Below are 12,327 nucleotides of genomic sequence, written 5' to 3'. Positions count from 1 at the left end.
TCTATCATTTAAAACTTGGCATAAATTTAGCTAGTAATATTTGCTTTATAAAATCAAATAAATCAAACAATTACAACAAGGAAAATCAAATGCTTAGTTCAATTATTTTATCTTTATCAATGTCTGCGTCACCTGTATTAATTAAGGACGCTGATCAAATTTCTATACAAGAAATAGGCAAAAAACGCGGCGAGCGTATTGACTTTCATTCTTTAGAAGTTACTCAAACAGGTAAGAAACGCGGCGAGCGTATCGACTTTCATTCTTTAGAAGTTACTCAAGCAGGTAAGAAACGCGGTGAGCGTATCGACTTTCATTCTTTAGAAGTTACTCAAGCAGGTAAGAAACGTGGTGAGCGTATCGACTTTCATTCTTTAGAAGTTACTCAAGCAGGTAAGAAACGTGGTGAGCGGATTAACTTCAAATTTTAAATTTTTTGCACTTAACAAAGGATGAGCATGTTCAAATTAATTAGATTATTTTTCAAAAAACAATCCTTAAATAACACCATCGCCGCTGAAATTGAAATTAAAGAGATGCAAGCAAAAAAATGGTGGTCTTAAACTCAAGTAAATACAATTAACGCCTATCTAACATGGATGTTAGCGCTCATTTCAGAAGTTGAATGAACTTCCAGCCTGCCGCAGGCTTTATGCTCTAAATATCAAATATTCAAAACCAAACGACTGATTGATTTTCATTCGCTTTTTCATACAAAACATCGGCCAGACAAATGGTCCGAACAATAAGCCGGCAAACGTCCATCGCTTTACCCCCAAACCACTTTTTAAAGCCTGACAGTAAAAGAAAGCTGCACAAATAACAGCAATTAACCCCAGAAGTAACAACAAAATACTTAACCTCTAAAACACACAAGCCCAAAGTGTTAAACGAGCAAATGCCAACTCGTTCGATATTTCGCGCATAATATAACTAAATTAGAGTATTTATTCAACAATCATTAAGAAGAAGTTCTACTATTCAATGATAATTTTTCGGTAAAAAAAGGGCAATAAATTGCCCTTTTATATGGTTAACATTCGCCAACTTATGGCGAATTAGTACCTATACTCAACGAGTATCTAGTAATATGTGGTTTCTTGTTCAGCCATTTTAGTTAATGCGTCACAAGGTGTATATCGCTCACCGTGTTCACTTGCCCATTGATTTAACTGTGCTACGATTTGCTTAGCCCCAATTTTATCAATATACCTTAATGGGCCTCCTAAAAATGGTGGGAAACCAATACCAAAAATAGTTCCAATATCACCATCCCTCGCATTTCTAACAATTCCTTCATCTAAACAGCGTGCAGCTTCATTTAACATCATGTACACACAACGTTGAGCAATAATATCATCGCTCAGTTTTCCAGAAGGAGTTATATTTAATAGACTGTAAATGCTTTCATCTATTGCTTTTTTGCCTTTTTTCGCTTGTTTACCGTAAAGATAGAAACCTTTATTGGCTTTTTTACCCAATCGTCCATCACTGAGCAATTTGTCAAATGCTTTTGGAGCAGCAAAACGCTCACCTAATTCAGCTTGTAAAATAGGACCTATTTTAGCACCTACATCAATACCGACTTCGTCAAGCAATTGCATTGGGCCTACAGGGAATCCAAATTTAACTAAAGCTTTGTCAATTTTATCTATCGGCTCGCCGCTCAGTAATAACATTGCCGCTTCGTTCATGTATGGCGCAAGTATGCGGTTGATATAAAAACCCGCTTTGTCTTTAACAACAATAGGTGTTTTCCCTTGTTTTTTAGCAAAAGCAACTGTTGTTGAAATTGTTTTATCAGACGTTTTTTCATGCGCGATAATTTCAGCCAATGGCATTTTATCTACAGGTGAAAAATAATGTAGACCAATTACATTTTCAGGGCGTTTAGCATTAGCGGCAATTTGACCTATAGGTAAGCTAGAGGTATTACTCGCAAAAATAGTATTTTCATTACAATTTTCTTCAATGTCAGCAACCATTTTTTGTTTTAACGCTAAATCTTCAAATACCGCTTCTACAACAATATCGACATCGTTAAACCCTTTATAGTCAACAGCACCAGTAATCATCGACAATTGCTTTTGCATTTCACTATGACGCATAAAGCGGCGTTTAACTTTCTTATTTAATAAATCAAAACTGTATTTAAACGCGTGGCTAAGCCCTTGTTGCGATATATCTTTAATACGCGCAGGTATTTTAGCTTTAGTCGCAGTAACAAATGCGATACCACCGCCCATTAAACCACCACCTAATACCGCAGCTTTATTAATTTTAAGTGGTTCAACACCTTCAACGCCCTGCTCTTTTTTCATTTCAGTAGTAGCGAAAAATAAGCCGCGTAATTGCATCGACTCAGGACTCATAGCTAATTCACCAAAATGATTAGCTTCTGTTTGGTAGCCTTTAGCAGGCGATTGTTCAACGCCCACTTTTACACAGTTTATAATTTTAACTGGTGCGGGATAATTACCCTTAGTTTTAGATAATACTGATTTAGTGGCTTGAGAATAAACTACTTTACGGCCAAAGCTGTTATTTTCTAATACTTTATCTAAAAATGATTGTTGACGTTTTTTAGCTTTAACTTTACCTGAACCTAGATTATCAAGCGCTAACTTCTCAGCAGTTGTCACTAAAATGCTTGAAGGCACTACATCATTCACCAACCCCATTTTTAACGCTTGCTTGGCACGTAATTGTTTACCAGTTAGCATCATATCTAATGCTTTTTGCACACCGACTAATTTAGGTAGACGTTGAGTACCACCACCGCCTGGCAATAAACCTAGCTGTACTTCTGGCACACCTAAGGCTGTTTTTACATCATCACTACAAACACGAGCATGACAAGCTAAAGCAAGCTCTAACCCACCGCCTAAACAAGCGCCGTGAATAGCGGCAACAACAGGAATATTTAGCCCTTCAAGTTGATCAAATATCACCTGTCCTTGACGTGACAACGCCGTAGCCTGCTCCGCCGTTGTACAGTTAGCGATCATATTAATGTCAGCACCTGCAACAAAAGAGTTTTCTTTGCCGCTGCGTAACACCAAACCTGTAATGGATTTATCTTGGCTAATCTCTTGTAATACGATTGAAATTTGCTCGCCAAATTCTGCTTTAAGCGTATTCATCGTATCGTCAACTACATCCATTACAAGATGAGCAATACCATTTTCTTGACGTATTAGAGTAAAAGCGCTTTTTGCTTCAATATTTTGTGATAACTCTTCGTTATTTTCGCTAGTCATTAATCTGTCTCCACTATCATTGCTGCACCAAGCCCGCCAGCAGCACACGCAGTAGTTAAACCAACACCACCACCGCGACGATTTAATTCATTAATTGTTTGGGTAATTAAACGGGCACCTGTTGCTGCAAAAGGATGGCCGTAAGCGATAGAGCCTCCCATCACATTGAATTTAGTCATATCAATATCACCGATAGCTTTATCTCTACCTAAATGCTGTTGTGCAAACTTTTGACTGCCAAACATTTGCATATTTGCAAGAGCTTGGGCTGCAAATGCTTCATGCATTTCCACTAAATCTAAATCACCTAATTCCATACCTGCACGCTTAAGTGCAATTGGTGTTGCATAGCTTGGACCCATTAACATGTCTTGCCAAACATCAATCGCCGCAAAACCAAAGCTTCGAATATAACCAAGTGGCTTATAACCTAGCTCTTTTGCACGACCTTCTCGCATTAATAAAATAGCTGCACCACCATCGGTTAACGGTGTACTTGTTGCTGCTGTAACTGTGCCGTGTTTCCGATCAAACACGGGACGTAATTTTGAGTATCCTTCGAGAACTGAGTTTTCTCGAATACAATTATCTTTATCAATAAAGTTTTTAAAAGGTTCCGGGTGAGCTGCCATTACTTCACCAGCTAATTTACCTTCTTGCCAGCTTTGTGCGGCTAACGTATGAGAACGATGTGCAAGGGCATCTTGATCTTGGCGAGAAATATTATAGGTTTTAGCCATTTGCTCAGCAGTTTGGCCCATTGATATTCCCGTTGAGTATTCAGCCACCCCCGGTGCGACAGGAATTAAATCTTTCAGACCTAACTTTCTAATTAGCGCAATTTTTTGGCCAAGAGTTTTAGTTTTACTTAAATCAAGTAAAGTACGAGCAAGGTTTTTTGACACACCAACAGGGGCAACAGAAGTTGAATCTGCACCACCCGCAATTCCCACATCAACAAGACCAGACATAATCGACTCAGCAACATTTACCGTCGACTGAAAACTCGTCGCACAGGCGCGTGAAACACTATAAGCGTCTGTGTGAACATTCATACCTGTGCCCAATACTATTTCTCGGGCAATGTTTGGAGCTTCAGGCATTTGAACCACTTGCCCAAAAACTAATTGATCAATAATGCTTGGGTCAACATCATGCTTTTGTAGTAGTTCATTAACTACCATTTTTCCCAAATCGACAGCAGGCACGCCATGAAAAGCAGTTGCTTGTTTAGCAAACGGCGTACGTAAGCCAGCAACAATGGCTATACGTTCGCCTTTTGCTGTAGTAAGAGATTGTGCTTTTGTCATTTTATTCTCCGCTCTTGCCTCATTAAAGTTTTGGCGTTATCGACAAAACCAAGAGGTCTGACCTCTAAAGTTAACTATTGATTTTAACCATAATTTAAAATTTATCAATCTTTAAAGCTTAGATTAAAAAGATAAAGTAAGGTTTAAAAAATAAATTAAACGTAACTTATTGGAATTATTCACTTAGGGAATGATAAATTTTCTTACAATTTACAAACAGTAGAGTTGTTTTCTTAAATAATGAACCTTATATAATATTTTAGGTCTGTAAAGGCTGAACTAAAAACACCTAACTTTGTATAACAATAAGCATGAATAAAGACTTAACTATGGCTATTGAACATTTTTCATCATTAAAACAACACTTATCAACACAAATTATTGGCCAATCGGCGTTTGTTGAGAACTTACTTATTGCCCTTTTAGCTGATGGACATTTAATTGTTGAAGGTCCTCCTGGCTTAGCAAAAACCAGAGCAGTAAATGCTTTGGCACAAGGCTTAGAGGCAGACTTTCATCGTGTTCAGTTTACCCCAGATTTATTACCAGCAGATTTAACAGGTACTGATATTTATCGCCCTGAGGATGGAAGCTTTTCCTTTCAGCCCGGACCATTATTTAGAAACTTAGTACTCGCCGATGAAATTAACCGCGCCCCTGCAAAGGTGCAATCTGCACTTTTAGAAGCAATGGGCGAAGGCCAAATTACTGTCGGGCGAAAAACTTATCCCTTACCAGAACTATTTTTAGTTATGGCCACGCAAAACCCGATTGAACAAGAAGGGACTTACCCTTTACCAGAAGCACAACTCGATCGATTCTTAATGCATGTGGAAATAGACTACCCTGATGCTGCAAGCGAGTTAGATATTTTAAAACTTAACCGTGGTGAAGCGCTTAGTCATGCGAACGCAGAAGATAAAAAGCCTCAGAAAAAACTAACACAAGCAGAAATATTTGCCGCCCGTGACGAAATATTAAATATTCATATGGCACCTGCCATTGAAAATTATATTGTCGATTTAATTATGGCCACTCGCCAACCTGAAAAATATGATGATCAACTTAAAAAGTGGTTGGCATTTGGCGCCAGTCCACGAGCAACCATAGCACTTGATCGCTGTGCAAGAGCCCGCGCTTGGTTAAATGATAGAGACTTTGTAAGTCCGGAAGATGTTCAGGCCGTATTTCATAATGTTTTACGTCATCGTATTTTATTGACTTATCAAGCTGAAGCTGAAGGCATAAGTGCTAACCAATTACTTGATCACCTATTAAGCTTGGTGGCCGTTGCCTAATGTGGTTTAAGCAAGCGGTACAAGGTTTAGATCGCCACAATATTACTCAAACGTTGACTGAGTTAAACAGTAATGGAATTAATGTTTCCATTGAAGAGTTGATCCCTTATCAAACGAAGACTTCACTTATTAATTTAGCGGCAACTAAAAACTTACACAGTAAATTGTCTGGTAATTATTTAAGCCGCATGAAAGGGCGAGGAATGGAGTTTGACGAAGTTCGCCATTACCAAACTGGTGACGATATTCGGGCAATAGATTGGCGGGTTACTGCACGTACAGGTAAAACCCATACCAAATTGTTTCGTGAAGAAGTCGAGCGTCCAGTACTTATAGTGACAGATCTAACACCGAGCATGCGTTTTGGTAGCCAATTACTGTTTAAATCTGTGCAAGCTGCACATATTGCTTCATTAGTTGCTTGGCACGTTAAATCTCGTGGCGATCGAGTTGGCGGCATTGTTTTTAATCAACACAAACACTGCGAATTAAAACCCAGAAGCCGAAAAGAAGGCGTTTTGCATTATTTACATGCGCTTTGTCAAATGGCGAAAAATAGTGAGACAATCTCAACAACGCAAGGTGTCGACGAGCAAACTCAAGAACAAACTCACTATAATGCCTTTGAAGATAACTGTGCTCGTTTACGCCAGCTCGCCCGACCAGGCTCATTAGTTTACCTTATTACCGATGCACAGCAGTTAACGCACGATGCATTACGTCATTTAAGTCAAGTTAGCCGTCATTGCGAGTTAGTCGTTTGTTTAGTGACCGACCCTCTTGAGCAAAATTTACCTACAACTCGTACTAAGCTAAATGTTGCTCTAACAGACGGTGAACAACAAATACAACTCACTTTAGGTGATAAAAACACCATTGACGATTATCATCGTAAAGCGCAGAGAATTTTTAAACAGCGTGAAGAGCAATTAAGCCAATCAGGCGCTCGCATTGTTGAATTTTCTGCAGGACAATCTCTTGAAACCCAATTGAAAAATGGAGTGAACTCGTGGAGTCGCTAAATCCAACCTCTTCATCTCCTGCACTACCACTGCAAGCACCTCAAGCTATGCCTCAACAGATGCCAGCAAATGCAGGAATCGAATTAAATGATATTCATTTACCTGCACAAATAAATGACTTTCCAATTGCTTTAGGTTGGTGGCTCTTAGCAGCCATTATCATTGGCGTAATTATTTTAGCTGCAGTGAAATATCGCGCTTATATAAAATTGCGTATTAGCCAGAAACAAGCTATTTCACAATTACAAAATAGTCCAAACATTGACCATACTATCAAGATATTAAAATGGGCGGCAATTCAGTATTTTCCTCGCAACCAAATTGCACACCTGTACGGAGAACAATTTCAGTCATTTTTATCTAACCAGTTAACGGGTAATCAGCAATTATCATTTAATGAGTTATCTTCTCCTGCATTTGAAAACTTATACCAAAATGAGTCGCCAAAGGGCATAGCCGAACAACTTAATCAGGCTAGTCTTTTATGGCTCAAAAACGCACTCCCCCCTCGAAAAAATCGCTCATTAGGAGTTAACTCATGATTAACTTCGAATTGCCTTGGTTATTTATAGCGCTCCCACTGCCTATTATTATGTATTTGTTACCCGCTAAAAATACAAGTAGCGTTGCGGCATTAAAAATCCCACAACTGATTTCAGGTATTAATAGCGGTGAACAGATCGATAAAAAAAATCGCCTTCCGTTAGTTGTATTATCAATTGTTTGGTCACTGTTAGTGATCTCAGCCACGCAACCTCAATGGTTAGGAGATGCTGTAGATATACCCACAGAAGGTCGTGAAATGATGATAGCGGTCGATTTATCTGGCAGTATGCAAATTGAAGACATGCAAATAAACGGTCGAAGTGCTGACCGACTCGCCATGTTAAAAGTTGTTCTTGGAAATTTTATTCAAAGGCGTGTAGGTGACAGGTTAGGCTTAATTTTATTTGCTGATGATGCTTATATGCAAACGCCCATGACCTACGACAGAAAAACAGTCAACCAAATGTTGGATGAATCTGTACTTGGTTTAGTGGGTAAAAAAACTGCCATAGGTGATGCTATCGCATTAGCAGCCAAACGTTTTGACAATAAAGAAGACTCTAATCGGGTGTTATTACTATTAACGGATGGTCAAAATACCGCAGGTAAAATAACTCCCGAAGAAGCCCTTGAATTAGCAGTAGCTAAAGATATTACTATTTACACTATCGGTATTGGTGCAGACTCTATGATACAACGCTCTCTTTTTGGCAATAGACGAGTTAACCCCTCAAGTGAGTTAGATGAAAAAAGCCTTCAAAATATAGCCGATAAAACCAATGGACGTTACTTCAGAGCACGAGATAGCCAAGGCATGGAAGACATTTATCATTTACTTGATGAATTGGAGCCTGTAGAGCAAGAGCAGCAGCAAATGCGTCCTCTTACAGCACTTTTTCAATGGCCGTTAGCTGCTGCGTTTATCCTAAGTATTTTATACCTATTATGGATAACTAAACCCAGTACTCCCTTAATGTTTAAAAAGAATTAAAGAAGACAAACCATGACTGATTTTCACTTTATTCGACCTTGGTGGTTATTAGCAATAATCCTTGTGTTTATTGCCCTGTATTTATTAAAAAAATATCGTTTATCGCAATCAGGGTGGCAACAATTTTTACCTCAACATTTAGCTAGTGTTTTACTTGATAACAAAAACAGCAGCGATCAGCAGACAAAAGGGCAATCTAAATCACTTATCCTCCCTTTTATTATCGGATTGTTAACGATTATTGCGCTAGCTGGGCCTACTTGGGAAAAACTTCCACAACCAGTTTATCAAGTAGAGCGAGGCTCGGTATTAATCTTAGATATGTCGTATTCGATGTACGCTACAGATTTAACACCGAATCGACTAACCCATGCAAAATTTAAAGCCAGCGATCTACTCGACCAACTTAATGATGGCGATGTTGGATTAATTGCTTATGCGGGTGATGCATTTGTAATCAGCCCTTTAACAGAAGACGTTAATAACATTAAATTACTCTTGCCTGCATTAAGCCCTGATATTATGCCAGAGTTGGGAAGTAACCCAATTGCTGCACTGATGCTTGCCAATGATATGCTTAAAAATTCAGGCCACCTTGAAGGTGACATATATTGGCTTACCGATGGTATTGACAGTGAAGATATACAAGATATTACCGACTGGTCGCGTAAAGTCCCTCATCGCCTTAATATTTTAGGGATAGGAACTCAAGATGGCGCTCCAATAAAATTGTCTAATGGTGAACTTTTCAAAGATAGCTCTGGCGCTATTATTATTCCTAAACTTATTGCTTCTTATCTTGATGGAGCTGCCTCTAGAGGTAATGGAGAGTATCAAACGATTACCAACGACTTATCTGATATTAATGCCCTTGTGAATAACTCTTTAAACCAACAACATATGACAGATAAAAAATCGAAAAACCTTGAGCAAGGCGATCAATGGCAGGAAATGGGGCCATATTTAGTATTACTTATACTTCCTTTAGTGTTGGGCTATTTTCGTCGTGGAGTAAGTTTAGGTCTTAGCTTAGCCATTATTCCATTATCATTAGCTTTGTTACCAACTCAACCTGCACATGCATCAATATGGACAGACCTATGGCAAACAAAAGATCAACAGGCACAAAGAAAATTCAATAATCAAGAATATAGCGACGCAGCTAAGCAGTTTCAGAACAGTAATTGGCAAGGCAGCGCTTACTACAAAGCCAAAGATTATGAAAATGCCCTCAGCGCTTTTAAACAAGATAGTTCAGCAAACGGTTTTTACAACCAAGGAAATACGCTGGCTCAACTACAGAAAATTGACGAAGCTATTGAAGCATATAATAAAGCACTCGAGCTTGATCCAACCATGACCGATGCTAAAGAGAACAAGGAGAAATTAGAAGAGCTAAAAAAACAGCAAGAACAACAGAAACAAGATGGTGAAGGCAATAAAGAGCAGCAAGACAGCCAAGAAAATAATCAAGACGATCAACAAGGCAACTCTCAAAGCGATCAGCAACAAGGTGAAGATCAAGAAAGTAAGAATCAAGAAAATCAAGACCAACAAAGCCAAGATCAGCAAGGTCAAAACCAACAACAAACTGACGAACAACAAGACTCAGAAAATAAAGATCAAAACCAAACGGATCAATCTGAACAAGAGCAAAAGTCTGAGCAAGAAGAGCAGCAAGAACAAGCACAGCAAACACAAGATGAACAACAGCCGTCAGATCAACAAGCTCAACCGCAATCATTAACAGCGCAAGAGCAAGAGAAACTAGATCAAGAGCTTGAAGAAAAACATATGCAAATAATGAATAAAGTCACTGACGACCCTTATCTTTTATTACGCAATAAAATGCAACTTGAATATCAAAAACGTCGTCAGGAAGGAAATCGCTCAGGAGTAACTAAACAGTGGTAAGTAAACAAGTGTTAAATAACTTAATCAAATTAACGATTGGTATTGCCGTCATCACTAGCCATTATGCATTTGCATTAACGTCTGTGACCGCTAGTGTTGATAAAAACCCCGTCACTATCAAAGAATCGATAGTGTTAACCGTTGTCGCTGATGATGATGTTGACGCTAACGCTTTAAATACCTCTGCGCTGTTAAAAGACTTTATTGTTGGTCGCACCTCTGTTAGTACACAAACTAGCATGGTTAATTTTCAAACCTCTCGAAGCACACGTTGGACTACCGTACTTATTGCCAGAAAAGCCGGAACAGTAACAATTCCGGCACTAACCGTTGATAATGTGCGCACACAACCTATTGAAGTAAAAGTACTAGCAGCTGATGATAAAAATGCAGCAAAGCAGCAAGATATTTTTATAACTAATGAAATATCAAGTGATAATATTTATGTTCAACAACAACTTACACTTACGGTTAAACTTCACTTTTCAGCTGAACTTAAACGAGGAAGCCTAACTGAGCCAACCCTTATTGGCGCTAATATAGCGCAAATAGGTAAAGATCAAGAAAGCGAACAAATCATTAATGGTAAGCGTTTTAGAGTAATCGAGCGCACTTACGCTATTAACCCACAAGAAAGTGGCGAATTTAACATACTTTCTGCACGATTCTCTGGCGAGATCATGATGCCTTCAGCGCGCCGATCAAACTTTCTAAGTTTTGCAGAAACTAAACCTGTGAGTGTAGTTGGTGATGATATTCCACTGACCGTTCGCCCTATTCCGGTGTCTTATCAAGGTCAATGGTTACCTAGTGAGATTCTGACATTACATCAAGAATGGCAACCTAATCCTAACAACTTTAAAGTAGGCGAGCCAATTACTCGCACAATTAGCTTAACAGCGGCAGGCTTATCCAAAGAGCAATTACCTAAAATTACCTTTGATGTGCCGAGAGGTTTAAAAGTCTACCCTGATCAAGCGGAGCTCCACTCAAGCTTAACCAAAGATCGTTTAGTTTCTCAGCAAGTGCAAAACTTTGCGATTGTTGCTAGCCGCGCTGGAGAATATGAATTACCTGCAATAACAATCCCTTGGTTTAATACGGTAACAAACCGTACTGAACAAGCTCAACTGCCTGCTCAAACAATTACCGTGCAAGCTAATACTGATTTTCCTGAAGAAATAACTCCCACTATATCTGCCGAAAATAGTCAGGCCGGCAATGTCGTTAATACACCAAGCTCTGAAACAGTACCACAAATAATTTATCAAACGTCATGGCTACAATGGCTATTTCTTGTATTATGGCTGCTTACTTCATTTGCTTGGGCGTTTAGTGCGTATTTAAGAAAAAAATCTCTTAAACAAGTTACAGGTAACGACAAAAATGTAAGCAAAATAGTTAGTCCCGCAAACAGCAATATTTATTCTTCGTTAATTAATGCTTGTAAAGACAATAATGGCGAGCAAGTGTTAACTCTTCTAGTGCCTTGGGTAAATGGCATTGCTAACCCAGAGCAAAAAGCAACCAGTTTAGATGATGCGATAACTATTATTTCAAATGAAAATTTTGCTGAGGAAATTAAAAAATTACAGCAACACCTATATGGCAAGTCGGAGTCTAACTGGCAAGGCGCAGCTTTAGCCAACCTTATAAAAACAGCAAACAAACAAGGGATAGCTAAAGTAAGTAGTGATTCACTTAACCTTAATCCTTAGTTTAAATTTTCACTGCTTACATATATTTAAGTTTTCACTTAATTGTTGTCCATAATAAATGATGTTAATCGGGCTTGATATATAACTTATCAAGCCCGTTTTATTTTATAGTCTAACGTTATTTTTTTGAGTTTATGAACTTAGCTGAGTGCCTTTAACCTTATTTTTAAGCTATGTTTAAGACTTTATCAGCTCACTTTATAAACGACGCATTATTCTCCACTTATTTTCAGCAACTTAACAAGGCAAAATACAATTAATTAATGAT

10 protein-coding genes are annotated in these 12,327 nt (G+C 38.5%); 7 read left to right on the top strand and 3 right to left on the bottom strand.

Annotated elements, in window-relative coordinates; genetic code table 11:
• Window positions 1-89 precede the first annotated feature (89 nt).
• Complete coding sequence (locus AC27G3_RS14630; RefSeq protein WP_487122777.1) at window positions 90-431, top strand: hypothetical protein; 342 nt, start codon at window positions 90-92, stop codon at window positions 429-431.
• A gap of 219 nt (window positions 432-650) precedes the next feature.
• On the opposite strand, the gene AC27G3_RS14625 is transcribed toward AC27G3_RS14630, so the two are convergent.
• From AC27G3_RS14625 to fadI, 3 genes are all read right to left on the bottom strand, one after another.
• The gene (locus AC27G3_RS14625; RefSeq protein ID WP_487122775.1) at window positions 651-851 is read right to left on the bottom strand and encodes a hypothetical protein; all 201 of its coding nucleotides are present in this window, start codon (window positions 849-851) and stop codon (window positions 651-653) included.
• 231 nt (window positions 852-1,082) lie between these two features.
• A complete protein-coding gene (gene fadJ / locus AC27G3_RS14620; RefSeq protein WP_487122773.1) occupies window positions 1,083-3,260 on the bottom strand; it encodes a fatty acid oxidation complex subunit alpha FadJ in 2,178 nt (725 codons plus the stop codon).
• Window positions 3,260-4,570 carry an acetyl-CoA C-acyltransferase FadI gene (gene fadI, locus AC27G3_RS14615; protein ID WP_487122771.1) on the bottom strand — a complete coding sequence of 437 codons (1,311 nt, stop codon included), beginning with the start codon at window positions 4,568-4,570 and terminating at the stop codon, window positions 3,260-3,262. The genes fadJ and fadI overlap by 1 nt, the downstream gene beginning before the upstream one ends.
• Before the next feature lie 329 nt (window positions 4,571-4,899).
• On the opposite strand from fadI, the gene AC27G3_RS14610 reads away from it, so the two are divergent.
• The 6 genes from AC27G3_RS14610 to AC27G3_RS14585 are packed head-to-tail and all read left to right on the top strand — an operon-like array spanning window position 4,900 to window position 12,059.
• Window positions 4,900-5,868, top strand: coding sequence for an AAA family ATPase (locus tag AC27G3_RS14610; RefSeq protein ID WP_487122881.1), 969 nt, complete (start codon window positions 4,900-4,902; stop codon window positions 5,866-5,868).
• Window positions 5,868-6,890: a DUF58 domain-containing protein gene (locus tag AC27G3_RS14605; protein ID WP_487122769.1), complete on the top strand. Its 1,023-nt coding sequence runs from the start codon at window positions 5,868-5,870 to the stop codon at window positions 6,888-6,890. The genes AC27G3_RS14610 and AC27G3_RS14605 overlap by 1 nt, the downstream gene beginning before the upstream one ends.
• The gene (locus tag AC27G3_RS14600; RefSeq protein WP_487122768.1) at window positions 6,878-7,432 is read left to right on the top strand and encodes a DUF4381 domain-containing protein; all 555 of its coding nucleotides are present in this window, start codon (window positions 6,878-6,880) and stop codon (window positions 7,430-7,432) included. Before AC27G3_RS14605 ends, AC27G3_RS14600 begins: the two co-directional genes overlap by 13 nt.
• Entirely contained in the window at window positions 7,429-8,427 is a 999-nt protein-coding gene (locus tag AC27G3_RS14595) for a vWA domain-containing protein (protein ID WP_487122766.1), read from the top strand. Before AC27G3_RS14600 ends, AC27G3_RS14595 begins: the two co-directional genes overlap by 4 nt.
• A 12-nt stretch (window positions 8,428-8,439) precedes the next feature.
• Window positions 8,440-10,341, top strand: a complete 1,902-nt coding sequence (locus tag AC27G3_RS14590) for a VWA domain-containing protein (protein ID WP_487122764.1) — start codon at window positions 8,440-8,442, stop codon at window positions 10,339-10,341.
• A complete protein-coding gene (locus tag AC27G3_RS14585; RefSeq protein ID WP_487122763.1) occupies window positions 10,335-12,059 on the top strand; it encodes a BatD family protein in 1,725 nt (574 codons plus the stop codon). The genes AC27G3_RS14590 and AC27G3_RS14585 overlap by 7 nt, the downstream gene beginning before the upstream one ends.
• Window positions 12,060-12,327: the final 268 nt, after the last annotated feature.

The organism is Colwellia sp. SU-HH01217 (assembly GCF_057543495.1).
This window is presented reverse-complemented; position numbering and strand designations above follow the sequence as displayed.